At 69.1% G+C, this 23709-nt stretch carries 21 protein-coding genes and 2 tRNA genes; 10 read left to right on the plus strand and 13 right to left on the minus strand.

Going from position 1 to position 23709, the window contains the following annotated elements; all coding sequences use genetic code 11:
• Positions 1–69: 69 nt before the first annotated feature.
• Both IE260_RS06695 and IE260_RS06700 read right to left on the minus strand, forming a co-directional pair.
• Positions 70–846: an isoprenyl transferase gene (locus IE260_RS06695; RefSeq protein WP_189869541.1), complete on the minus strand. Its 777-nt coding sequence runs from the start codon at positions 844–846 to the stop codon at positions 70–72.
• Positions 847–1271: 425 nt separating this feature from the next.
• Positions 1272–1344 (minus strand) — tRNA-Ala (locus IE260_RS06700).
• A 183-nt stretch (positions 1345–1527) separates the two neighbouring features.
• Here IE260_RS06700 and IE260_RS06705 point away from each other — a divergent pair.
• Together IE260_RS06705 and IE260_RS06710 are read left to right on the plus strand one after the other, a co-directional pair.
• Entirely contained in the window at positions 1528–2076 is a 549-nt protein-coding gene (locus tag IE260_RS06705; protein WP_189869542.1) for a helix-turn-helix domain-containing protein, read from the plus strand.
• 78 nt (positions 2077–2154) lie between these two features.
• Complete coding sequence (locus IE260_RS06710) at positions 2155–3642, plus strand: serine/threonine-protein kinase (protein ID WP_189869543.1); 1488 nt, start codon at positions 2155–2157, stop codon at positions 3640–3642.
• A gap of 26 nt (positions 3643–3668) precedes the next feature.
• Here IE260_RS06710 and IE260_RS06715 read toward each other — a convergent pair whose 3' ends face one another.
• On the minus strand, positions 3669–4946 hold the full coding sequence (locus IE260_RS06715; RefSeq protein ID WP_189869544.1) for a hypothetical protein: 1278 nt from the start codon (positions 4944–4946) through the stop codon (positions 3669–3671).
• A gap of 208 nt (positions 4947–5154) precedes the next feature.
• The gene (locus IE260_RS41515) at positions 5155–5283 is read right to left on the minus strand and encodes a DLW-39 family protein (protein WP_003999697.1); all 129 of its coding nucleotides are present in this window, start codon (positions 5281–5283) and stop codon (positions 5155–5157) included.
• A gap of 339 nt (positions 5284–5622) precedes the next feature.
• On the opposite strand from IE260_RS41515, the gene IE260_RS06725 reads away from it, so the two are divergent.
• Positions 5623–6021 carry a DUF6344 domain-containing protein gene (locus IE260_RS06725; protein ID WP_189869546.1) on the plus strand — a complete coding sequence of 133 codons (399 nt, stop codon included), beginning with the start codon at positions 5623–5625 and terminating at the stop codon, positions 6019–6021.
• A gap of 715 nt (positions 6022–6736) precedes the next feature.
• A complete protein-coding gene (locus IE260_RS06730; protein ID WP_189869547.1) occupies positions 6737–6910 on the plus strand; it encodes a hypothetical protein in 174 nt (57 codons plus the stop codon).
• A gap of 55 nt (positions 6911–6965) precedes the next feature.
• Here the strand turns inward: IE260_RS06730 and IE260_RS06735 are convergent.
• The 9 genes from IE260_RS06735 to dnaA all read right to left on the minus strand — a co-directional run bounded on the left by IE260_RS06735 (position 6966) and on the right by dnaA (position 19784).
• Positions 6966–7042 (minus strand) — tRNA-Ile (locus IE260_RS06735).
• Positions 7043–7212: 170 nt separating this feature from the next.
• Complete coding sequence (locus tag IE260_RS06740; protein WP_189869548.1) at positions 7213–7989, minus strand: DUF3566 domain-containing protein; 777 nt, start codon at positions 7987–7989, stop codon at positions 7213–7215.
• Between the two features lie 16 nt (positions 7990–8005).
• The gene (gyrA, locus tag IE260_RS06745) at positions 8006–10597 is read right to left on the minus strand and encodes a DNA gyrase subunit A (RefSeq protein WP_189869549.1); all 2592 of its coding nucleotides are present in this window, start codon (positions 10595–10597) and stop codon (positions 8006–8008) included.
• Positions 10598–10639: 42 nt separating this feature from the next.
• A complete protein-coding gene (gene gyrB / locus IE260_RS06750) occupies positions 10640–12721 on the minus strand; it encodes a DNA topoisomerase (ATP-hydrolyzing) subunit B (RefSeq protein WP_189869550.1) in 2082 nt (693 codons plus the stop codon).
• 401 nt (positions 12722–13122) lie between these two features.
• Entirely contained in the window at positions 13123–13665 is a 543-nt protein-coding gene (locus tag IE260_RS06755) for a DciA family protein (protein ID WP_189869551.1), read from the minus strand.
• Entirely contained in the window at positions 13662–14783 is a 1122-nt protein-coding gene (gene recF, locus IE260_RS06760; RefSeq protein ID WP_189869552.1) for a DNA replication/repair protein RecF, read from the minus strand. Before recF ends, IE260_RS06755 begins: the two co-directional genes overlap by 4 nt.
• Before the next feature lie 40 nt (positions 14784–14823).
• Positions 14824–15699, minus strand: a complete 876-nt coding sequence (gene gnd, locus IE260_RS06765; RefSeq protein WP_189869553.1) for a phosphogluconate dehydrogenase (NAD(+)-dependent, decarboxylating) — start codon at positions 15697–15699, stop codon at positions 14824–14826.
• 150 nt (positions 15700–15849) lie between these two features.
• Entirely contained in the window at positions 15850–16980 is a 1131-nt protein-coding gene (gene dnaN / locus IE260_RS06770) for a DNA polymerase III subunit beta (protein ID WP_189869554.1), read from the minus strand.
• 905 nt (positions 16981–17885) lie between these two features.
• Positions 17886–19784 carry a chromosomal replication initiator protein DnaA gene (dnaA, locus tag IE260_RS06775; protein ID WP_189869555.1) on the minus strand — a complete coding sequence of 633 codons (1899 nt, stop codon included), beginning with the start codon at positions 19782–19784 and terminating at the stop codon, positions 17886–17888.
• 376 nt (positions 19785–20160) lie between these two features.
• Between dnaA and rpmH the strand changes: the two genes are divergently transcribed.
• From rpmH to rsmG, 6 genes are all read left to right on the plus strand, one after another.
• Positions 20161–20298 carry a 50S ribosomal protein L34 gene (rpmH, locus tag IE260_RS06780; RefSeq protein WP_003956500.1) on the plus strand — a complete coding sequence of 46 codons (138 nt, stop codon included), beginning with the start codon at positions 20161–20163 and terminating at the stop codon, positions 20296–20298.
• Positions 20299–20319: 21 nt separating this feature from the next.
• A complete protein-coding gene (gene rnpA, locus IE260_RS06785) occupies positions 20320–20691 on the plus strand; it encodes a ribonuclease P protein component (RefSeq protein WP_189869556.1) in 372 nt (123 codons plus the stop codon).
• Entirely contained in the window at positions 20688–21062 is a 375-nt protein-coding gene (gene yidD / locus IE260_RS06790; protein WP_189869557.1) for a membrane protein insertion efficiency factor YidD, read from the plus strand. Before rnpA ends, yidD begins: the two co-directional genes overlap by 4 nt.
• 3 nt (positions 21063–21065) lie before the next feature.
• Entirely contained in the window at positions 21066–22337 is a 1272-nt protein-coding gene (yidC, locus tag IE260_RS06795) for a membrane protein insertase YidC (RefSeq protein WP_189869558.1), read from the plus strand.
• Positions 22338–22352: 15 nt separating this feature from the next.
• Positions 22353–22865: a Jag family protein gene (locus tag IE260_RS06800; RefSeq protein WP_189869559.1), complete on the plus strand. Its 513-nt coding sequence runs from the start codon at positions 22353–22355 to the stop codon at positions 22863–22865.
• A 125-nt stretch (positions 22866–22990) separates the two neighbouring features.
• Complete coding sequence (rsmG, locus tag IE260_RS06805; protein WP_189869560.1) at positions 22991–23707, plus strand: 16S rRNA (guanine(527)-N(7))-methyltransferase RsmG; 717 nt, start codon at positions 22991–22993, stop codon at positions 23705–23707.
• Positions 23708–23709: the final 2 nt, after the last annotated feature.

A 23709-nucleotide genomic window follows, 5' to 3' on the forward strand; every position in this document is an offset into this window, starting at 1 on the left:
GGAGACTTCGGAGTCTCCCGCCCCGCGGCGGTGTTTCACGTGGAACGGGCGTGGTGCCTGCCCCGGCTCTCAGCGGCCGTAGCGGCGTTCCCTCAGGGAGTACGAGCGCAGGGCGCGCAGGAAGTCGATCTCGCGGAAGTCCGGCCAGTAGGTCTCGCAGAAGTACATCTCGGCGTATGCGGACTGCCAGAGCAGGAAGCCGGACAGCCGCTGTTCGCCGGAGGTGCGGATGATGAGGTCGGACTCGGACCGCGTCTTGGAGTACAGGTGCTTGGAGATGTGCTCCATGGTGAAGGAGTCGATGAACTCGTCGATGTCGCCGCCCTGGGCGCTGTGTTCCATGAGGGCCGAGCGGACGGCGTCGACGATCTCGCGCCGGCCGCCGTAGCCCACGGCCACGTCGACCTTCGTGCCGCCCCGGCGGCCCTCGGTCGCGGCGGTGGCGGTCTTCAGGCGGCTCGCCGAGTCGGCGGGCAGGAGGTCCAGGGCGCCGACGACCTGGACGGGCCAGGGGTTGCCCGGGGCGGCCAGTCGCTCCACCACCTCGGCGATGATGTCGATGAGCGGGTTCAGCTCTTCCTCGGGGCGGTGCAGGTTGTCGTCGGAGAGCATGTACAGGGTGACGTGCTCGATCTCCGCGGAGTCGCACCAGCGGAGGAAGTCCAGCACTTTGGCCCCGCCCGCCCGGTAGCCCTCACGGGGGTCGTCGATGCCCGACATCTTGGCCCACCGGCGGTTGCCGTCCAGCATGATGCCGATGTGCTGGGGGCGTGGGCGTCCTTCCAGTTCCCTGACCAGCCGCTTCATGTAGATCGCGTCGAGAGCGGCCCGTACCTTCGCCCGCATGGTCTACCCCTTCCACCTCGTCGGCAGCGACCGAACGGCTCCGACGGCGATGAGCCACTTGGCACCGCCCCGCAGGGGTGTGGCGCTGGTGCCCTCTGGGGTGACGATATCAAGAGCAGACCGCCTCATCCCGGTGCTGAGTGGCGGCTCTCCGTGAGCCTGTTCACGCCCGGATCCCCGGGGGCGGCGGTTGTCCTGCATCGTCAACTGGCCTTTTCCGGAATGCGGTTGATGATCGTCCTGGTCGGTGCGCCCTGGGGCGGATGCGGGGCGTGCGTGAAGCCGGTCCCGAGCGCCCGGGTGGTCGGGTGACCCCTTGGGTATATCGGAGGCACCCCTCGGCCTGTACGCGCACGGCGCGTGACGGCGTGGACACGAAGAGCCCGTCCACCTGCGTGACCGCAGGTGGACGGGCTCTCGGGCTGTGGAGCCTAGGGGAGTCGAACCCCTGACATCTGCCATGCAAAGACAGCGCTCTACCAACTGAGCTAAGGCCCCGGAAGACGAAGCGTCCGGCCGGCGGAACAGCGTGCCGACAGGGCGCCGGGGACAAGAGTACCGGGTCGGCCCCCGTATCTCACAAATGATTGGGGGTCCCGATGAACGACCACGCTCCGTAAGATGCTCGGCGTGGTTCGCTGGAGCGAACTGCGGTTTTTGGGGAAGCGATGGGGAGACGCAATGGACGCCGCACAGCAGGAAGCCACCGCAAGAGCGCGGGAACTGCAGCGGAACTGGTACGGGGAGCCGTTGGGGGCGCTCTTCCGTAGGCTCATCGACGATCTTGGTCTCAACCAGGCTCGTCTCGCGGGGGTTCTGGGACTGTCCGCACCGATGCTGTCGCAGTTGATGAGCGGCCAGCGGGCGAAGATCGGCAATCCCGCGGTGGTCCAGCGGGTGCAGCTGCTGCAGGACCTGGCGGCGCAGGTCGCCGACGGCAGCGTGAGCGCGGCCGAGGCGTCCGAGCGCATGGACGAGATCAAGAAGTCACAGGGGGGCTCGGTGCTGAACAACACCACGCAGACGACGAGCAGTTCGGGAGCGCCGACGGTCAAGCGCGTCGTCCGCGAGATCCAGTCCCTGCTGCGCTCGGTGGCGGCCGCGGGCGACATCATCGATGCGGCGGACGCCCTCACTCAGAGCCACCCGGAACTGGCGGAGTTCCTCCGGGTGTACGGCGCCGGTCGCACCTCCGACGCGGTCGCGCACTACCAGTCCCACCAGAACTGACCCCGGAGTCCGGCCGCTGAAGGGGGGTTCGGCGGCCGGGCTCACCAGTGACGCGAGGGGGAGGAGCGGCACAGAGCCATGGGTGAGGTCTTCGCCGGCCGGTACGAGCTGGTCGATCCGATCGGCCGTGGAGGAGTCGGCGCCGTCTGGCGCGCCTGGGACCACCGCCGTCGGCGTTATGTGGCCGCCAAGGTGCTCCAGCAGAGCGACGCCCACTCGCTGCTGCGCTTCGTCCGTGAGCAGGCGCTGCGGATCGATCATCCCCATGTGCTCGCCCCCGCCAGCTGGGCCGCCGACGACGACAAGGTCCTGTTCACCATGGACCTGGTGACGGGCGGCTCGCTCGTCCACCTGGTCGGGGACTACGGGCCCCTGCCGCCGGCGTTCGTCTGCACTCTCCTCGACCAGTTGCTGGCCGGGCTGGCCGCAGTGCACGCGGAGGACGTCGTGCACCGTGACATCAAGCCCGCCAACGTGCTGCTCGAGGCCACCGGCACGGGCCGGCCCCGGCTGCGGCTGTCGGACTTCGGCATCGCGATGCGGCTGGGTGAGCCGCGGCTGACGGAGACCAACCTCGTGGTGGGGACGCCCGGTTATCTGGCGCCCGAGCAGATGATGGGCGCGGAACCGGACTTTCCCGCGGACCTGTTCGCCGTCGGTCTGGTGGCTCTGTATCTGCTGGAGGGTGCCAAACCGGACGCCAAGGCCCTCGTGCAGTACTTCTCCGAGCACGGGACACCGGGTGCTCCCCAGGGCGTTCCGGAGCCGCTGTGGCAGGTCGTGGCCACCCTGTTGCAGCCGGACCCGTCGGCCCGGTTCCGTACGGCCACGGGGGCGCGCAAGGCGTTGGCCGCGGCCGCTGAGCTGCTGCCGGAGCCGGGTCCCGACGACGAGCTGATCGAGATCTTCGACCAAGTGGGGCCACTGCCACCGGGGTTCGGCCCGGACGGGCCACTCGGACCGGCACCGGGCACGGCAGCGAGGGCGCGCACAGGCACGGGAGCGGGCACCGTCCCCACGGATCCGCGGCAGGGCCCGGGCCCGGCGGCAGCCCCGGGCAGCGCGCCACCGTCCGGCCCGGTCACCGCCGCCGGCGGGCCCACGGGGCGCCAGGGACCGCCTCCCCCGGCACAGCGGCAACCACCCGAGCGGCCCCCCGCGCCGTCCCGCGTGTCGGACACCGGCAGCTTCCTTCTGCCGCCCCCGCAGGCCACCGTCACCTCCTTCTCGGCGCCCGGTCCACCGCCGGACGCACCGCAGAACGGCCGGCCACAGGGCTTCCAGCACCCACCGCACCAACCCGCCCATGGACTGCCCTCCTCTCCGCCGCGCGCGCCGACGCACCCCGCCCAGGCCCTGACACCGCCGACGCACCAGCGCGCCGACGCCTCTACTGCTTCGTACACCGCCCAAGCCCCGCGGGTTCCGCCTTCCGCCCGGGCTTTTCCCCAGCACCGTGCGGAGCGACGGCGCCGCCCCGGTCCCCCGGCCAAGGTGGCGGTCCCGCTCCTGCTGCTGGCGCTGGTCTGCTACGCGGTGGGCTTCTGGGCCCTGGCCCGCATCTGAGCCGGTGGCGCTCTCCAGGCCGCGCCCTACAGGCCGGCGCGCGGGTCCGCGCCCCTGCGCCGCGCCAGAGCCGTCCACACGCCCAGCCCCACCAGCAGCGCGCTGCCCGTACCGATGCCGCCCACGGCGACCGCCTTCAGGGCGAGGTCGTCGCCCGTGGCTCCGCCCTCCGGCGCGGCTGGCCGGCCTGCGACCTCGAAGACACCCTGCGGGACCGGCTCCCCGTCGTACCCTGGGCCGCTCTCTCCGTCTCCCTCGACCCGTACGCGCAGCGTCAGCTCGAACGGGCCGTCGCCGAAGTCCTCGGCGACCTGCGCCGCGAGATGCACGACGAGGTAGTGGGCGCCGGCGAATCGCATCCCGCTGACCTGGTCGGCGGTGGCGTAGCGGTTGGCGTAGGCGACCGGGGGCACGGGAGCGAGGTCGGCCGTCGTCCGGCGGCCGGTGTAGCCGGTGGCGGAGTCCTCGACCTCGCCGCGCACGGGGTTGTGCAGGGCCAGGGCCAGGGCGCTGGTCGCGTAGCCGGAGCCGCTGCCCGAAGCGGCGAGTTCGGCTGTGGCGTGGAGCTGCTGGCCCCAGTCGACCGGGACCTTGTAGAAGAGGGTCTGCCCGGGCCGGACGTCATCGCGCCAGACGCCCTCGGCGACGGCGGTGGCGTCGGCGAATCCGCTGCCGCCGCGGCGCAGCTCCGGCTCGCCGGTGAGGGGTGTCGGCGAGGCCGAGTCCCAGGTCTCGGGCGCGTTCGTCGCTCCGGGTCGCGTCGGGCGCGGCTCGGTGGCGGTGGTGAGGTCCAGGTCCCAGGCGCCCGGCGGGGAGTCCTGCGGCCGGAGCCGTTCGACCGTCACGTAGTAGGTGCCGGGCTCCTTGCAGCGGGTCCCGGTGGGGGACGTCTCCCGCATGCCCCAGGCGGTGACCGGGCGGGGGCTGCGGGCGGCGCCGAAACCCGCGCTGTCCGAGGAACAGGCGCGGCCGTCGGCGTCCTGCACGGTCACCCGGATGCCGTCGACGGCCGTGACGGCGTCAGCGGCGGCCGGGACGGCGGTGACGGAGACGTACGCGTTCGAGGTGGCGTCGAGCTCGAGGCGGAAGTGCACCGTGCCGCTCCGGGGCAGGGAACTCCGGTACGCCATGCCCGGCTCCAGGAGCGCGGCGTCCGCCGGGCCGGCCGCCCCCTCGATCCGCCGGGCCCCCTCGGCGAAGGCGTACGCGTCGTCGGCGGGCCCGTCGGCCGCCAGGACCGTGCCGCCCGGCAGGAGGACCGTCGCACCGGCCACCGCGCTCACCACGGCCAGACGTACGGGCACCCACGGGCGCCGCCTCGCCGGCCGATCGCGCCATGCCCTGGCCCGCCGCCGAGCCCTACACCACCGTGCCGTCACCCGCCACTCCTCGCCGTCGCCCGGACCGGACCGTGGCCCATCCTGCCCCGCGACCCGGACCGCCATCCGGGCAACACAAAACCCCGACCGCGATGACGGCCGGGGTTTGCTCAGAACCGGATGTCGGTCGTACTCACGAACCCGTGGGCACGGAGTCAGTCGCCTCCGTCCACAGATCCTGCTCGGCGCGATCCGCCTGGATCTGGCGGTACACGAGGAGCCCGCCGATGGCGGCCAGTGCGACCAGGAGAAGCTTCTTCACCGCGCGACCTCGTCTTTCCTTGACGTAGGGGACCTCTGGCGCCCGACTATACACACCGACCGATATCGATCGGTGACCTGCGTCGGCTGTCAACTCCCGGTCATCGGAGCCCAATAGGAACGGGCCGTGCCGCTCCGGTCGGAGGGTGATCGCACCCGCACGGAGGGTGACTTTTGCCCGCCCTCCTCCCGTCTCCGATCCTTTTCGCCCTTCTTACGTCCATCCGAGTGGTGTTCATCCGAAGAGCGACGCGCCACGAGCGTCGGTCCACCACTTCGCGATCCACATACACATGATGAGCAAAGTACGCAAATCGCCCGACCCGAAAGTGAGGGGCCCATGGCCCGGAACAAGGTCATGAAGCTGTGGACCGCCATCGTCACCGCCTTCCTCGCGCTGTGCACGGCGCTCGGATTCATCACGACGACCGCCTCGGCGGCCGTACCCCAGACCGAGACTCAGCGCAACAGCGACAACACCAGTGACAGTGACAGCACCACGCGGGCGACGGCGCCGGCCTTGCCCCTCTCGTCCTGGCTACGCGCCGGGGCCCTGCCCCCCACGATGAAGCAGCGCATCCACGCCGAGGCCCACGGCAAGTCCCCCAGCTGCCGCCACCGCCCGCTGTCGGACGCCACCGCGACGAACGACTCGACCACGGCCACGAAGTCCGACCGCTCCTCCTGCGAGACCCCGGCAGAGTCCACCACCCCGGACGACACGCCCCTGCAGCGCTGACGCCCTGGCACGCACCGCCGTGCCACCACCCGGCCCCGCCCCTCTTGCCCCTCTGCCCCTGTCACCACGGCGAACTTGCGTACAGCAGCGCCACCCCCTGGGCCCGGCCGCTCGAACGAGCAGCCGGGCCTCACCGCGCGAACCCGGGCACGGAACCATGAAGGTGAAAGACCCCCAGGTGAATCACCGGGGGGTCTTCTCGCTGGTGGGCTCGACAGGATCGGATCCTGTGGCCGCATCCTCATCCGGTCGATCACCGGGCGTCGGCAGCGTCGGTCAACGGGCCGGTGTCCTTCGCCGGGCTATGGCAGCAGGTCATGTTCCATCCGGCACTCGTCATCTCGCAGATGCAGGCGTCTGAGATCCTGCAAGGCGGAGACGGGAAATGGGTGCTGCATCCACTTCTTCCGGTACCCCTCCTCTCCGTGCTGTCGCAAGACGGTCTGTGCCGCCTCCGTCACTGCATGCCCAACCACGCTGCGAGGCTGGATGGAGCTCCACGAGAGCTCGCCTTCGTCGTCGGGCAGCTCGAAGCTCGTGAACATGTCAGCGAAGAGATGGACAAGGATCTCGACGTCCTGGTGCCATGGCTGCGGAGAACCCATCGCATCTCGGCTGGTTCCAGGTCGAAGGAGAACCGCTGGACCGAGCTGGATCCGTACAGGCCTGCTACGCCATGCAATAGGTCAGCGAGAGCGTCCGTGCAGTAGCTGACATGATCTCGGCGTTCCGAAAATCCGTCCGCGATGCGGCACGTTGCCCAACCGGCTCCGCTCAGTTCCCAGCTGAACTGGAGATCACTCGGCATCTGTCCCCCCTTGATCCTCTACCGGTGCGCGAAGCGGTGGGCATGATCGCCGAGCTTCTGGGAGATCCACTCATCGGCTGATGTGGGCCGTGAACGTCAAAGACCCCCAGCCGGTATCGGCTGGGGGTCTTCTCGCTGGTGGGGCTAACAGGATTTGAACCTGTGGCCTCATCCTTATCAGGGATGCGCTCTAACCAACTGAGCTATAGCCCCGCCGCGCTCTGCGGTGTGTGTCCCGCGCGCTGACTCCTGAAGATTAGCGCACGAGGTGGGCAGTCCCAAAATCGGTTGTGGGTGGCGGGCCGGGGGACCGGCGTGGAGCCGTCGGTGAGCCCCTGGACCGACCGTGGAACTGCCCGTTCCAGCCGGACGTCAGCCGCTCGTCACTCGTCCTCGGCGAGCGTCAGCTCGACGCCGCCGACGAAGCCGGCGGAGAGGTTGTAGATGAACGCGCCGAGCGTCGCCAGGGCCGTCGCGAGGACGACGTCGATGACCGCGATGATCGTCGTGAACATCAGCACGTTGGGTAGCGACAGGAACGACTGCAGGTCGAAGCCGTTCGACTCGTTGGAGCCGGTCGCCTCGGAGATCGTGCCGCCGACCGTCGTGAAGACGCCCATGGCGTCCATGACCATCCACAGCACGGCCGACGCGACGATCGTGCAGACGCCCAGCGCGATGGAGAGCAGGAAGCTGACCTTCATCACCGACCACGGGTCGGCCTTCGCCACGCGCAGACGTGCCTTGCGGACACGGGGCGTGGTGCGTGCGCCGGTGCGCGGGCGGCGGACGGCGCCCGAGGGGCCCGCCGGGCCGTCGCCCTGGGGCTGGTACGCCTGCGGCGGGTGGTACGGCCCGCCGGGCTGCTGCGGTTGCCGCTCCCCGGGCAGCGGCGAGGCCGGCTGCTGGGCGGCTTCCTGGTGGTGCGCGGGTCGGCCCTGGGCGCCCGAAGCGGCCGGGCCCGCTCCAGCCGCGTACTGCTGGGTCTGCGGGCCTCGGGTGTCCGTCACAGTTCCCCCCTGGGATCCATGAGTGTCGTACGAGGGTGAGGACGAGTGGGCTTGCGAGTCCGTTCCGTGCGCGACGGAGCCACGGTCGCCGCCGTCCGTTTCCGTACCCCGTGAGGTACCGGCCGATCCGGCGCCCGTGGCTCCGTTCACGATGACTCTCCTCGTGCTACTCGGCCGAGGGCGCGTCACCCTCGTCCGTGCCGATGGCGGCGGCGCCTTCGGCGGTCTCGTCGACGACCACGTCGCCGTCGACCTCCTCCGCCTCGCGTCCCGCTTCGGCGTTGCGTGCGATGCCCACGACGGCATCGCGCTTGCCCAGGTTGATCAGTTGGACGCCCATGGTGTCACGGCCCGTCTCCCTGACTCCGCTGACTCGCGTGCGAATCACACCGCCCGAGAGTGTGATGGCGAGGATCTCGTCGTGCTCCTCGACCACCAGCGCTCCCACGAGCGATCCACGGTCCTCGACGATCTTGGCGGCCTTGATGCCGAGACCGCCGCGACCCTGGACGCGGTACTCGTCGACAGGGGTCCGCTTCGCGTACCCGCCGTCGGTGGCAGTGAACACGAACGTACCGGGTCGAACAACATTCATCGAGAGCAGTTCGTCTCCCTCGCGGAAACTCATGCCCTTGACGCCCGAGGTGGCACGGCCCATGGGACGGAGCGTGTCATCCGTCGCAGTGAACCTGATCGATTGCGCCTTCTTGCTGATCAGCAGCAGATCGTCATCGGCCGAGACGAGTTCGGCCCCGATCAGTTCGTCGTCGGATCCGTCCTCCCGCTCGCGCAGGTTGATGGCGATCACGCCGCCCGAACGCGGAGAGTCGTAATCCTTCAGAGACGTCTTCTTGACCAGACCGGCCTTGGTGGCCAGCACCAGGTACGGCGCCGCCTCGTAGTCGCGGATCGCGAGGATCTCGGCGATCGCCTCGTCCGGCTGGAAGGCCAGCAGGTTCGCCACGTGCTGGCCGCGGGCGTCCCGGCCGGCGTCGGGCAGCTCGTAGGCCTTGGCGCGGTAGACGCGGCCCTTGTTGGTGAAGAACAGCAGCCAGTGGTGGGTCGTGGACACGAAGAAGTGGTCGACGATGTCGTCTTCCTTCAGCTTCGTGCCGCGTACGCCCTTGCCGCCGCGCTTCTGGGCCCGGTAGTCGTCGGTCTTGGTGCGCTTGATGTACCCGCCACGCGTGACCGTGACGACGATGTCCTCCTCGGCGATCAGGTCCTCGATGGACATGTCGCCCTCGTACGGGATCAGCTTGGTCTTGCGGTCGTCGCCGTACTTCTCGACGATCGCCGCCAGCTCCTCGCTGACGATCCCCCGCTGGCGCAGCGGCGAGGCGAGGATCTCGTTGTACTCGTTGATCTTCGCCTGGAGCTCGTCGTGCTCCTGGACGATCTTCTGCCGCTCCAGGGCCGCCAGCCGGCGGAGCTGCATCTCCAGGATCGCGTTGGCCTGGATCTCGTCGATCTCCAGGAGGCCCATCAGGCCGCCGCGCGCGATCTCGACGGTGTCGCTGCGCCGGATCAGCGCGATGACCTCGTCGATGGCGTCCAGGGCCTTCAGCAGGCCGCGCAGGATGTGCGCGCGCTCCTCGGCCTTGCGCAGCCGGAAGCGCGTGCGGCGGACGATGACCTCGATCTGGTGGTTCACCCAGTGGCGGATGAACGCGTCGAGCGACAGCGTGCGCGGCACGCCGTCGACCAGCGCCAGCATGTTGGCGCCGAAGTTCGTCTGCAGGTCCGTGTGCTTGTAGAGGTTGTTGAGGACGACCTTGGCGACCGCGTCCCTCTTGAGCACGATGACCAGGCGCTGGCCGGTACGGGACGACGTCTCGTCACGCACGTCCGCGATGCCGCCGATCCTGCCGTCCTTGACCAGGTCGGCGATCTTCTGCGCGAGGTTGTCGGGGTTGACCTGGTACGGCAGCTCCGTGACCACCAGGCACTGGCGGTTCTGGATCTCCTCGACCTCGACGACCGCGCGCATGGTGATCGAGCCGCGGCCGGTGCGGTACGCCTCCTCGATGCCCTTGCGCCCGACGACCAGGGCGCCGGTCGGGAAGTCGGGGCCCTTGATGCGCTCGATCAGCGCGTCCAGGAGCTCCTCGTGCGACGCCTCCGGGTTCTCCAGGTACCACTGGGCGCCGGCCGCGACCTCGCGCAGGTTGTGCGGCGGGATGTTGGTCGCCATGCCGACCGCGATGCCGGCCGAGCCGTTGATCAGCAGGTTCGGGAAGCGGGCGGGCAGGACGGTCGGTTCCTGGGAGCGGCCGTCGTAGTTGTCCGTGAAGTCGACGGTCTCCTCGTCGATGTCGCGGACCATCTCCATCGACAGCGGCGCCATCTTGCACTCGGTGTACCGCATCGCCGCGGCCGGGTCGTTGCCCGGGGAGCCGAAGTTGCCGTTGGAGTCGACGAGCGGCATGCGCATCGCCCAGGGCTGGGCGAGGCGGACCAGGGCGTCGTAGATGGAGCTGTCGCCGTGGGGGTGGTAGTTGCCCATGACGTCGCCGACGACGCGGGCGCACTTGTAGAAGCCGCGCTCGGGGCGGTAGCCACCGTCGTACATGGCGTACAGCACGCGGCGGTGCACGGGCTTGAGGCCGTCACGGACGTCCGGCAGCGCACGCGAGACGATGACGGACATCGCGTAGTCGAGGTAGGAGCGCTGCATCTCCGTCTCGAGCCCGACGGGCTCGACGCGCAGCGCCAGGCCGTCCTCTTCAGGCGTGACGGGAGTGTTCTCGTCGGTCATTGCTGGTGAAGGTCCTTCCTGGTGCGGTCAGCTGAGACCGACTCAGATGTCGAGGAAGCGGACGTCCTTGGCGTTGCGCTGGATGAAGGCGCGCCGGGCCTCGACGTCCTCGCCCATCAGCACCGAGAACAGGTCGTCGGCCTGGGCGGCGTCGTCGAGCGTGACCTGGCCGAGGACGCGGTGCTCCTGGTCCATGGTCGTGATGCGCAGCTCCTCGGCGTTCATCTCGCCGAGGCCCTTGAAACGCTGGACCGAGTCCTCGCGGATGCGCTTGCCGGCCTGGCGGCCCATCTCGATCAGGGCGTCGCGCTCGCGGTCGGAGTACGCGTACTCGAAGTCGTCCCGGCCCCACTTGATCTTGTACAGCGGCGGGCGGGACAGGTACACGTGCCCGGCCTCGACCAGCGGCCGCATGAAGCGGAACAGGAAGGTCAGCAGCAGGGTGTTGATGTGCTGACCGTCGACATCGGCGTCCGCCATCAGGATGATCTTGTGGTAGCGGAGCTTCTCGATGTCGAAGTCCTCGTGCACGCCCGTGCCGAACGCGGAGATCATCGCCTGGATCTCCTGGTTCTGCAGGATCCGGTCGATGCGCGCCTTCTCGACGTTGAGGATCTTGCCGCGGATCGGGAGGATCGCCTGGTACTCCGGGTTCCGGCCGGACTTGGCCGAGCCGCCGGCGGAGTCGCCCTCGACGATGAAGATCTCGCACTTGGTCGGGTCGTTCGACTGGCAGTCGGACAGCTTGCCCGGCAGCGACGCCGACTCCAGCAGGCCCTTGCGACGGGTCAGGTCGCGGGCCTTGCGGGCCGCCACGCGCGCGGTGGCCGCCTGGATGCCCTTGCGGACGATGTCCGCGGCCTCGTTCGGGTTGCGGTCCAGCCAGTCGTTGAGGTGCTCGTAGACCGCCTTCTGCACGAAGGTCTTCGCCTCCGTGTTGCCCAGCTTGGTCTTGGTCTGGCCCTCGAACTGCGGCTCGCTCAGCTTGACCGAGATGATCGCGGTCAGACCCTCGCGGATGTCGTCGCCCGTGAGGTTGTCGTCCTTGTCGCGCAGCAGCTTCTTGTCGCGCGCGTACTTGTTGATGAGCGAGGTGAGCGCCGCGCGGAAGCCCTCTTCGTGCGTACCGCCCTCGTGGGTGTGGATGATGTTGGCGAAGGAGTACACGCCCTCGGTGTAGCCGCCGTTCCACTGCATGGCGACCTCGAGGGACAGGGCCTTCTCCTTGTCCTCCGCCTCCAGGTCGATCACGGTGGGGTGCACCACGTCTCCCTTGCGGGAGTTGAGGTACTTCACGAAGTCGACGATGCCGCCCTCGTAGTGGTACGTGACCGTCTTGGCCTTCTGCTCCTCGGCCAGCTCGTCCGCACCGGCCTCGTCCGCCCCCGCGGTGGCCTTCGCCGACTCCCGCTCGTCGGTGAGCCTGATCGTCAGGCCCTTGTTGAGGAACGCCATCTCCTGGAAACGCCGCGACAGCGTCTCGAAGGAGTACTCGGTGGACTCGAAGATGTCCGGGTCCGCCCAGAACGTGACCGAGGTGCCCGTCTCCTCGGTCGCCTCGTGCTGCGCGAGCGGGGCCGTCGGGACGCCCATCTTGTAGTCCTGCGTCCAGCGGAACCCGTCGGTCTTCACCTCGACGGACACCTTCGTCGACAGGGCGTTGACGACGGAGACGCCGACGCCGTGCAGACCACCGGAGACCGCGTAGCCGCCGCCGCCGAACTTGCCGCCCGCGTGCAGCACGGTCAGCACGACCTCGAGGGCCGGCTTGCCCTCCGAGGGCACGATGCCCACGGGGATGCCACGGCCGTTGTCGACGACGCGCACGCCGCCGTCGGCCAGGATCGTCACGTCGATGGTGTCCGCATGCCCGGCCAGCGCCTCGTCGACGGAGTTGTCGACCACCTCGTACACGAGGTGGTGCAGGCCGCGCTCACCGGTCGAGCCGATGTACATACCGGGTCGCTTGCGGACCGCGTCCAGACCCTCGAGGACGGTGATGGCGCTGGCGTCGTACGACGCGGCGGCTGAGCCCTCGGCGACTCCGGCCGGGGCCTCGGTGGACGGGATGTTCTCGTTGGGGTTGCCGGAATCGGCCACGAAGCGCCCTTTCTGGCACAGCACGAGCCGGGCTCGTCGGCGGGTTGCCGGAGCGGCTGCGGCATGTTGCGTTGGTAAGCCTTGATCAGCGTTGCTCAGCTTTTCCCGGACGGTCCCCACGTTCGGGGCGGGATTGTCTCCCAGTCTACCGGTAGCACTGACACTGATGGGTGTTTGCCGGTACCTGAGTCCCCATGTGCCGCCCTGAACCATCGTCGTCCGACTCCCGATATGCGGAAGGGGGCCTCAAGAGGCTCACGACGGCACTCAGCGCTTCGGGACGTCAACCCATGGCTACTTCGGAGTCAGATCGCGATTCGCAACCGTGTGCGGTTGTACGACAAGGGCCGCGGCGCCGGTACGCACCGACCATCAACGCGCGTGGATGTGATGTCAGTCACCCTGCGTCAAGGCGAGGGGACAGCTCACCCGTACGTGTCCCCGGGCCCCGTACTCCCCGGCGCCCGAAGCGGCCCATAGCGACGAGCCGAACCACCCGGACCACCGGGACCCTGCACCTTGATCACCCGCACCGAGCCGTGACCGAGGTCCTCGTTCAACCGGGCGACCAACGTCGGAGCCAGCAGCCGCAGGTTCGTCGCCCACGCCGTCGAGTCACAGCGCACGACCAGCACGCGCTCGTCCTCGTCGTACCGCTCCGGCACACAGTGCTTGGCCACGTCCGCACCCACGATCTGCGGCCAACGGCCCATCACACCGCCCACCGCCGCCGGGGTCTCCCAGCCCCGCTCCGTGATCAGCCGGTTGATCGCCGAACCGAGCGCCATCGGGTCACGGCCGTCCGCACGCGCGCCGGAGCGCAGGCCCCCGCGCCGGGCCTGCCGCTTCTGCTGCGCCGCATCGCCACGCGCGCGTGCCGCCTCCCGCGCCGCCCGCAACGCCACACGCGCGAGATCGACACCGGACGGCTCGGGTGACTTCCTCGGAGCCGGCTCGTCCGTGCTCATACGCGCTCCACCGTCCCCTCGGCCACCGCGAACCGCGCCCCCGCCAGCACATGCGGCACGTCGTCGTCGACCGCGGCGGTCACCAGAACCTGCTCACCGGGCGCCACCAGCTCGGCCAGCCGCTCGCGACGCCGGGCGTCCAGCTCGGCGAAGACGTCGTCGAGAACGAGCACTGGCTCGTTGCCCTCCGCCCGCAACAGGTCGTACGACGCGAGACGCAGCGCCAGCGCATACGACCACGACTCACCGTGAGAGGCGTACCCCTTGGCCGGCAGCTGACCGAGCTTGAGAAGCAGATCGTCCCGGTGCGGGCCGACCAGCGTGACGCCCCGCTCGATCTCCTGCTTGCGCACCTCGGCGAGCGCCGCCATCAGCTGCTCGAACAGATCGTCCCGCGTGTGCGCCTCACCCGGCGCCGACGGCTTGTACTCCAACGCGACCGGACCGCCGCCGGGGGCCAGCTGCTCATACGCCTTGTCGGCCAGCGGCTGAATCGCCGCGATCAGGTCCAGACGCTGCGCGAGGAGCTCGGCACCCGCACGCGACAGGTGCTGGTCCCAGACGTCGAGCGTGGACAGGTCCATCGTCCGGCCACCGTGCCGACGGGCGAGCGCGGCCGACTTCAGCAGCGTGTTCCGCTGCTTGAGGACCCGCTCGTAGTCGGATCGCACCCCGGCCATGCGCGGGGAACGGGCAGTGATCAGCTCGTCGAGGAAGCGGCGCCGCTCCCCAGGGTCGCCCTTGACCAGGGCCAGGTCCTCCGGCGCGAACAGCACGGTCCGCACGATGCCGAGCACGTCACGGGGCCTGACCTGCGAGGACCTGTTGATACGGGCACGGTTGGCGCGACCGGGGTTCAGCTCCAGCTCGACCAGCTGCTGCCGCTCGCCCTGGCGCACCTGAGCACGGATGACCGCCCGGTCGGCCCCCATGCGCACCAGCGGCGCGTCCGAGGAGACACGGTGACTGCCGAGCGTGGCGAGATAGCCGACCGCCTCGACGAGATTCGTCTTGCCCTGCCCGTTGGGACCGACGAACGCGGTCACGCCCGGATCGAGGGGGACCTCGACCCGGGCGTACGAGCGGAAGTCGGCCAGCGACAAATGCGTGACGTGCATGGTCGTTCGCCGACCTCCACCCATGTCCTTCGCGTACTGATTACTTCTTCTCGACCGCGTGACCGCCGAACTGGTTCCGCAGCGCGGCGATCATCTTCATCTGCGGCGAGTCGTCCTGGCGCGAGGCGAACCGCGCGAACAGCGACGCGGTGATCGCCGGCAGCGGCACCGCGTTGTCGATCGCGGCCTCCACAGTCCAGCGTCCCTCACCCGAGTCCTGTGCATAACCCCGGAGCCCGTCCAGGTGCTCGTCCTCGTCGAGGGCGTTCACCGCCAAGTCCAGCAGCCAGGAACGGATCACCGTGCCCTCCTGCCAGGAACGGAAGACCTCGCGGACGTTCTCCACGGAGTCGACCTTCTCCAGCAGCTCCCAGCCCTCGGCGTAGGCCTGCATCATCGCGTACTCGATGCCGTTGTGGACCATCTTCGCGAAGTGGCCCGCACCGACCTTGCCCGCGTGCACCGCGCCGAAGTCACCCTCCGGCTTCAGGGCGTCGAAGACCGGCTGCACCTTGGCGACGTTCTCCGCGTCACCGCCGTACATCAGCGCATAGCCGTTCTCCAGGCCCCAGACACCGCCCGAGACGCCGCAGTCGACGAAGCCTATGCCCTTGGCGGCCAGCTCCTCCGCGTGCTTCTCGTCGTCCGTCCACCGGGAGTTGCCGCCGTCCACGACGACGTCGCCGGGCTCCAGCAGCTCGGCGAGCCGGTCGATGGTGGCCTGGGTGGGTTCGCCGGCCGGGACCATCACCCAGACCACGCGCGGGCCCTTGAGCTTGCCCACAAGCTCTTCCAGGCTGTGGACATCGGCGAGGTCCGGGTTGCGGTCGTATCCGACGACGGTGTGGCCCGCGCGGCGAATCCGCTCGCGCATGTTGCCGCCCATCTTGCCGAGGCCGACGAGACCGAGCTCCATCAGTTGCGTTCCTTAGGGTCGCTGTGGCGTGAGTGGCACTTTCGCACCGACGTCCGAGCCTAAACCCGGACGGTCACGCACAGCTGTGGGCATACGCGCTCATCCGTACGCCCCCACCTGCGGCTTCGCCCCGTGGACCACCAGCGGCGCTCAGCCGCTCAGCCGCACCGGCATGATCAGGTACTTGTACGCCTCGTCCGCCTCGGCGTCCAGCGCCGGCTTGCCGCTGAGCAGCGCCGGCTTCGTGGACGTCGTGAAGGACAGCTGGGCCACCGGGGAGTCGATGGCGCTCAGACCGTCCAGCAGGAACGTCGGGTTGAAGGCGATCGAGATGTCGTCGCCCTCCAGCTGGGCGTCGACCCTTTCCACAGCCTGTGCATCATCGCTGGAGCCGGCCTCCAGGATCAGCACGCCCTGCTCGAAGCTGAGCCGCACCGGAGTGTTCCGCTCGGCGACCAGGGCGACGCGCTTGACGGCCTCCACGAAGGGGGCGGTCTCGATCACGGCGATGCTGTTGAACTCCGTCGGGAACAGCGTCTTGTACTTCGGGAGGTCGCCCTCCAGCAGACGGGTGGTCGTCCGGCGCCCAGCCCCCTCGAAGCCGATCAGGCCCTCGCCCGCGCCCGAGCCGGACAGCGCCAGGATCACCTGGTCGCCGCTGGTCAGGGCCTTGGCGGTGTCCAGGAGCGTCTTGGCGGGCACCAGGGCGACCGCCGAGGCGTCCGGGTTCTCGGGCTTCCACAGGAACTCGCGGACCGCGAAGCGGTAGCGGTCGGTGGACGCCAGCGTCACCGTGTCGCCCTCGATCTCGATGCGCACACCGGTGAGGACGGGCAGCGTGTCGTCGCGGCCGGCCGCGATGGCGACCTGCTGGACCGCGGACGAGAAGACCTCGCCCGGGACCGTGCCCGTGGCGTTCGGCATCTGCGGCAGGGCCGGGTACTCCTCCACAGGCAGGGTGTGGAGTGTGAACCGCGAGGAGCCGCAGACCACCGTCGCCCGTACACCGTCTGTGGAAATCTCCACCGGGCGGTTGGGCAGGGCGCGGGAGATGTCGGCGAGCAGACGGCCGGAGACCAGCACCGTGCCCTCTTCCTCGACCTCCGCCTCCACGGACACCCGCGCGGAGACCTCGTAGTCGAAGCTCGACAGGCTCAGCTGCCCGTCCTCGGCCTTCAGCAGCAGGCCCGCGAGGACCGGCGCCGGCGGACGGGCCGGGAGGCTGCGTGCCGCCCAGGCCACTGCCTCCGCGAGTACGTCGCGTTCCACCCGGATCTTCACCGTAAGCCGCCTCCTGCTGTTGCCGGCGCTTCTCGCCCTGCTTCGCCTTCGTCGTCTGACTCGGTGTCGCCGGTCCCTGTGACGGGAAGGACACCGGGGACCAGTCTGACGCACCGCACTGACAGTAGGTGCCCTTCGGGGTCAAGTCGCGACGAGGGGCGGTCGGGCTCGAGAGGGCGAGTTGTGCACAGGCCCCGCTTCGAAACGATTTCCCGGCTCTCTATGGTCGGGAGTAGTAGTAGGGCCTGTGGATACCGTGGATAACCACGTTTGCCCAGCTCAGCGCAGGAATTTTGTCCACGGTGCCTGTGGGCGGAGCCCGTGGACAACCAGGCGTCTCTGTGGAGAACGGAAAGTTCTGCACACCCCATGCACAGGCGGCGGCGACTTCTCCCCAGAGCCGTCCCCAGGTTTACCCAGCTTTCCCACAGCCCAACCCGGCAGCTTGGTGTGACGGCTTTCACTCGAGGCGGTGAGGACCCGCGCCGGGTTGCCGAACAGTGGACAGACATGTGGAGAAGCCAGGATCCGCTGGGGACAACCGGCCTCCGCCTGTGGGTTGCCCGTGGACAACTCGATGCACAGGCTGTGGATCACTTCGTCGTCCACAGTCTGTGGAGATCGTTCGTCCACGAATCCACAAGGCGCTGACCTGGCATGATCGCTACTCAGCCCCTTGGGCTGTGGACAGGATCGGGACAACTTCCCGGTCCCCAAGGTGTGGACGGAAAAAAGTCGCCGAATCTGTGGAGGGCGACCGTAACCCGGCAGGTATTCGAACAGCGGGTTGCGGGGGTACGACCGCGGGGTGCGTCGCCACGGGACCGGAGACGTGCCCCAGGGCATGGAAAAGGCGCCCCCGGGCTGTCTCCCGGGGGCGCCTCGGCGACGCGGGCCGGCTGCCGTCAGCCGTTCTTGATGCGGTTGGTCAGCTCGGTCACCTGGTTGTAGATGGAGCGGCGTTCGGCCATCAGATTGCGGATCTTGCGGTCGGCGTGCATCACCGTGGTGTGGTCCCGGCCGCCGAACAGCGCCCCGATCTTCGGCAGCGAGAGGTCCGTCAGCTCGCGGCAGAGGTACATGGCGATCTGGCGGGCCGTCACGAGCTGGCGGCCGCGCGAACTGCCGCACAGGTCCTCGACCGTGAGGCCGAAGTAGTCGGCGGTCGCGCTCATGATGGCCGTCGAGGTGATCTCCGGCGTCGAGTCCTCACCGCCGGGGATCAGGTCCTTCAGGACGATCTCCGTCAGGCCCAGGTCCACCGGCTGCCGGTTGAGGGAGGCGAACGCCGTCACCCGGATCAGCGCGCCCTCCAGTTCGCGGATGTTGCGCGAGATGCGGGAGGCGATGAACTCCAGCACCTCCGGCGGGGCGTTGAGCTGCTCCTGCACCGCTTTCTTGCGCAGGATCGCGATGCGCGTCTCCAGCTCCGGCGGCTGGACGTCGGTGATCAGTCCCCACTCGAAGCGGTTCCGCAGCCGGTCCTCGAGTGTGACCAGCTGCTTGGGCGGCCGGTCGCTGCTGAGGACGATCTGCTTGTTGGCGTTGTGCAGTGTGTTGAAGGTGTGGAAGAACTCCTCCTGCGTCGACTCCTTGTCCGCGAGGAACTGGATGTCGTCGACGAGCAGGATGTCCATCTCGCGGTAGCGCTTGCGGAAGCTGTCGCCCTTGCCGTCGCGGATGGAGTTGATGAACTCGTTGGTGAACTCCTCCGAGCTGACGTACCGCACGCGCGTGCCCGGGTAGAGGCTGCGCGCGTAGTGCCCGATCGCGTGCAGCAGGTGGGTCTTGCCGAGCCCTGACTCCCCGTAGATGAACAGGGGGTTGTACGCCTTCGCGGGTGCCTCGGCGACGGCGACCGCCGCCGCGTGCGCGAAGCGGTTGGAGGCGCCGATCACGAAGGTGTCGAAGAGGTACTTCGGGTTCAGTCGCGCCGTCGGCTCGCCGGGGCCGGTCGCCGGCGCGGGCTGCGCGGCCAGCGGGCCGGGGGCGCCGGTGGTGGGCAGGCCGGGGCCGGGCGGGCTGCCGCGGTGGACCTGGCCGGAGCCGGACGGCGGTTCGGTCAGGTCGCGCCGGGGGCCGCGCTGGTCGTAGTCGCCGCGTGGCTGCTCGTAGTCGGTGCGCTGGCCGTCGTACGGCGGGCGTTCCTGCGGCTGCGCTCGGTAGTCCTGCGGGTATGCGTCCTGCGGGTAGGTCTCCTGCTTGTAGGAGTCCTGGGGCGAGCCGTATGACTCCTGGGGCGACGAGCCGTAGGTGTCCGGCGGTGAGGCGTAGGGGTCCCGCTCGGGGAAGCCGAGGCGCTGCTGCTGCCAGCCGTAGTCGTCCTGTCCCGGGCGGGGCCAGGAGCCGGGTTCGGGGCGCTGGTACTCGGAGGGGTAGGCGGGGCGGGCCGTGGGGAGCTGGTCGCCGCGATGGCGGCCGTAGCCCTCGTAGTCGTCGCGGCCGCCCTGGCCGGGGGGCGGGAGCTCGGGCTCCTCGTAGCGCGGCTGGGGGCGGGCGGGGGGTGCCGGCGGGGCAGGGGGCTCGCCGGCGGAGTCGTCGACCGTGATGGCGATGCGGATCGGCCGGCCGCATTCGCGGCTCAGGGTCTCGCTGACGACCGGGGCGAGGCGGCCCTCCAGTACGCCCTTGGCGAATTCGTTCGGTACGGCGAGCAGGGCGGTGTCCGCCACCAGGGCTAGTGGCTGGCAGCGCCGGATCCAGTGTTCGTCCTTCGATTCGACGCCCTGGCCGCGTCCCTCCCCGAGCAGCTGCTCCAGTACGCGTGGCCACACTGCGGCAAGATCGGCAGGTACGTCAGCCACAGGGCACGCTCTCTCATGTGTCCCTCGAAGGTGTGATTCGGGGACGGGTCGGGATGAATATCGGGGCGGTCAGGGATAAGGGAACGAATCGGAGTTCAGCCACGGTAGTCAGCGCGGCGGGTAGGGTTCAAGTCGTTGTCCCCAGCCTGTGGACAAGTGTCCCCCACTGACCGTTGGTTTGACCGAATGGCGCAGTGCCGCGTACCGTGACCAGGTCGAGTTGTCGATGGCTGCTGCCGCCTGCCTCCGATGGGCACAGATCGCGTCAAGGTGATCGGACAGCGGTGCACTCGGGCGTAACGCGAGCTACTCGTGGGCGCACGGTGACAGCCAGGACGGCACCCCGCCAACCCCGATTTCTTTCTGGAGCCCCCGAGTGAGCAAGCGCACCTTCCAGCCGAACAACCGTCGTCGCGCGAAGACCCACGGCTTCCGGCTGCGTATGCGCACCCGTGCCGGCCGCGCGATTCTCGCGTCCCGCCGTAGCAAGGGTCGCGCCCGTCTGTCCGCCTGATTCAGATCAGGTCATGACGTCGTGCTGCCCACCGAGAACCGGCTGAGGCGGCGCGAGGACTTCGCGACCGCGGTTCGCCGAGGTCGTCGGGCAGGTCGCCCGAACCTCGTCGTCCATCTTCGTAGCGGTGCCACGGACCCGCACGCGCCTGGGGAGAGCGCTCCCCCGACGCGTGCGGGTTTCGTCGTGAGCAAAGCCGTCGGTGGTGCGGTCGTGCGCAACAAGGTGAAGCGCAGGCTTCGCCATCTGCTGCGCGACCGGGTCGACCTGTTTCCCCCCGGTAGCCTGGTAGTCGTACGAGCGCTGCCCGGCGCGGGTGACGCCGACCATGCACAGCTGGCCCGAGACCTGGATGCCGCCCTGGAGCGGCTGCTGGGAGGGGGCGCGCGATGAAGTACCCGCTGCTGGCTCTGATCAAGCTGTACCAGTGGACGATCAGTCCGCTGCTCGGGCCGGTCTGCAAGTACTACCCGTCGTGTTCCCACTACGGCTACACGGCCATCGACCGGCACGGTGCGGTCAAGGGCACGGCGCTCACCGCTTGGCGCATCCTGCGGTGCAATCCGTGGTCGCTGGGCGGGGTGGACCATGTTCCGCCGCGCAAGCGTCCGCGGTGGCACGAAATGTTGCGTGGCGCCTGGCGTGCACGCAGGGGCGGGACCTCCGCCGCCGAACCGGCCACCGAGGGACAGACTTCTCCCACGAGTCCGTCCAGTCCTTCGAGCCCGGCCGCAGAGACCCAGTCCCATGCCCAAGGAGCATGATTAGTGGACACGATTGCCAGCCTCTTCAGCTTCATCACGACACCTGTCTCCTGGGTCATCGTCCAGTTCCACAGCGTGTACGGCGCCATTTTCGGCCCTGACACCGGATGGGCCTGGGGCCTGTCCATCGTGTCCCTGGTGATTCTGATCCGTATCTGCCTGATCCCGCTCTTCGTGAAGCAGATCAAGGCGACGCGCGGGATGCAGACGCTCCAGCCGGAGATGAAGAAGATCCAGGAGCGCTACAAGAACGACCGGCAGCGCCAGTCCGAAGAGATGATGAAGCTGTACAAGGAGACGGGCACCAACCCGCTCTCCTCGTGCCTTCCCATCCTGGCGCAGTCGCCGTTCTTCTTCGCCCTCTACCACGTGCTCAACAGCATCGCGTCGAACGACACCATCGGCGTGATCAACCAGAGCCTGCTGGAGAGCGCGCAGAAGGCGCACATCTTCGGGGCTCCGCTGGCCTCGAAGTTCTTCAGCAGTGAGAGCGAGGTCGCGGCGCTCAACGCCTCGCTGACCGACGTCCGGGTCGTCACCGCGATCATGATCGTCCTGATGTCGGCCTCGCAGTTCTTCACGCAGCGCCAGCTGATGACGAAGAACGTCGACACCACGGTGAAGACGCCGTTCATGCAGCAGCAGAAGATGCTGATGTACGTCTTCCCCGTCATGTTCGCCGTCTTCGGTGTGAACTTCCCGGTCGGTGTCCTCGTCTACTGGCTGACCACCAACGTGTGGACCATGGGCCAGCAGATGTACGTCATCCACAACAACCCGACCCCGGGTTCCAAGGCCCAGGCCGCCTACCTGGAGCGCCTGCACAAGCGCGTCACCCACCACGGCAAGACCCGTGGCCGTGGGGAGAAGTCCATCGTGAAGGCCATCGTCGCCAAGGGCCGTGACCGCAACGAGTTCGAGCGCAAGTTCATCAACGGCCTCAACAAGGCGGGCCTGGCGGCCCAGCCCGACGGCACCGTGGTGAAGAGCGAGGCCGCTGTCGCCGCTCAGACCGAGGACGGAGCGCCCGCCGCGACCGGCGCGCCCAAGCGCCAGCAGCCCAAGCGGCAGAGCAAGGCTCAGCGGCAGTCCGCGAAGCCGGGCGGCGAGGCCGAGCCGAAGACGTCGCTCAGCAAGGCCGACGAGCCGGAGGATGCCAAGCCCGCCGGCGGCGCGAAGAAGTCGGCCCAGAAGCCCGGTGCGGGTGCCCGTAGCAAGGCCCAGTCCGGACAGCGCAAGGGTCCGCAGCGGCCCAAGTCCCCGTCGAAGAAGTAAGAAGGAGTCCATCCCGTGACGGAAGGCACCACCTCCGCCGCTGCCGAGGGCGCAGACACCCTGACCCGCCTGGAGCAGGAGGGTGAGATCGCGGCGGACTACCTGGAGGGTCTGCTCGACATCGCCGATCTCGACGGCGACATCGACATGGACGTCGAGGCCGACCGTGCCTCCGTCTCGATCATCAGCGACACGGGCAGCCGCGATCTGCAGAAGCTGGTCGGCCGGGACGGCGAGGTGCTGGAAGCCCTGCAGGAGCTCACGCGTCTGGCCGTGCACCGGGAGACCGGGGACCGCAGTCGGCTGATGCTCGACATCGCGGGCTACCGCGCCAGGAAGCGCGCCGAGCTCTCCGAGCTCGGGGCCAAGGCCGCGGCCGACGTCAAGAGCACCGGCGAGTCCGTGCGGCTGAAGCCGATGACTCCCTTCGAGCGCAAGGTCGTGCACGACGCGGTCAAGGCCGCGGGACTGCGCAGCGAGTCCGAGGGCGAGGAGCCGCAGCGCTTCGTCGTCGTGCTTCCCGCCTGATCGGTCTCCGCGTTCTCCGGCCCCGTCTGTTGCGCAGGCGGGGCCGAATTTTGTCAGCCTGATAGTTCTGGTGGTTCTGGCATCGGCGCCCGGGGCACCGATGCGGTACGGAAGGACGGTCCCCCGTGACGGAGGCAGCGGAGCTTCCCCCTGCGCCTGAGCAGGCACGCAAGGTGTTCGGTGATCGCTATGCGGATGCGGTCCGCTATGCGGAGCTGCTCGCCGAGGCGGGAGTGCAGCGTGGCCTGATCGGCCCGCGTGAGGTTCCCCGCCTGTGGGAGCGGCACCTGCTGAACTGTGCGGTGCTCTCGGAGGTCGTGCCTGAGGGAGTCATGGTGTGCGATGTCGGCTCGGGCGCCGGCCTGCCCGGGATCCCGCTGGCACTCGTCCGGGACGATCTGAAGATCACGCTCCTGGAACCGTTGCTGCGGCGCACGAACTTCCTGACCGAGGTCGTCGAGCTGCTGGGGCTGGACCACGTGACCGTCGTGCGCGGCCGGGCCGAGGAGGTCATGGGCAAGCTCCCGCCGGTGCATGTGGTGACGGCCCGTGCCGTCGCCCCGCTGGACCGTCTGGCCACCTGGGGGATTCCGCTGCTGCGTCCGTACGGGGAGATGCTCGCGCTGAAGGGTGACACCGCTGAGGAGGAGCTCAAGAGCGCGGCCACGGCCCTGAGCAAGCTGGGAGCGGTCGAGACGTCCATCCTGCACGTCGGCGAGGGGATCGTGGACCCCATGTCCACCGTCGTGCGGGTCGAGGTCGGGGAGAGCCCCGGTGGTGTGCGCTTTGCCGCCAAGCGGGCGAAGGCCGCGCGCACGGGGCGGGCGCGTCGGCGTCGCTGACG

The organism is Streptomyces viridiviolaceus (assembly GCF_014650995.1).
In the GTDB taxonomy this organism is placed as follows: domain Bacteria; phylum Actinomycetota; class Actinomycetes; order Streptomycetales; family Streptomycetaceae; genus Streptomyces; species Streptomyces viridiviolaceus.

What these genes read in the sequence shown, in the direction of transcription:
- IE260_RS06695 (WP_189869541.1), bottom strand. Translation starts at nt 846, where the DNA reads ATGCGGGCGAAGGTACGGGCCGCTCTCGACGCGATCTACATGAAGCGG.
- IE260_RS06705 (WP_189869542.1), top strand. Translation starts at nt 1,528, where the DNA reads ATGGACGCCGCACAGCAGGAAGCCACCGCAAGAGCGCGGGAACTGCAG.
- IE260_RS06710 (WP_189869543.1), top strand. Translation starts at nt 2,155, where the DNA reads ATGGGTGAGGTCTTCGCCGGCCGGTACGAGCTGGTCGATCCGATCGGC.
- IE260_RS06725 (WP_189869546.1), top strand. Translation starts at nt 5,623, where the DNA reads ATGGCCCGGAACAAGGTCATGAAGCTGTGGACCGCCATCGTCACCGCC.
- IE260_RS06730 (WP_189869547.1), top strand. Translation starts at nt 6,737, where the DNA reads ATGATCTCGGCGTTCCGAAAATCCGTCCGCGATGCGGCACGTTGCCCA.
- gyrA (WP_189869549.1), bottom strand. Translation starts at nt 10,597, where the DNA reads ATGACCGACGAGAACACTCCCGTCACGCCTGAAGAGGACGGCCTGGCG.
- IE260_RS06755 (WP_189869551.1), bottom strand. Translation starts at nt 13,665, where the DNA reads ATGAGCACGGACGAGCCGGCTCCGAGGAAGTCACCCGAGCCGTCCGGT.
- recF (WP_189869552.1), bottom strand. Translation starts at nt 14,783, where the DNA reads ATGCACGTCACGCATTTGTCGCTGGCCGACTTCCGCTCGTACGCCCGG.
- gnd (WP_189869553.1), bottom strand. Translation starts at nt 15,699, where the DNA reads ATGGAGCTCGGTCTCGTCGGCCTCGGCAAGATGGGCGGCAACATGCGC.
- yidD (WP_189869557.1), top strand. Translation starts at nt 20,688, where the DNA reads ATGAAGTACCCGCTGCTGGCTCTGATCAAGCTGTACCAGTGGACGATC.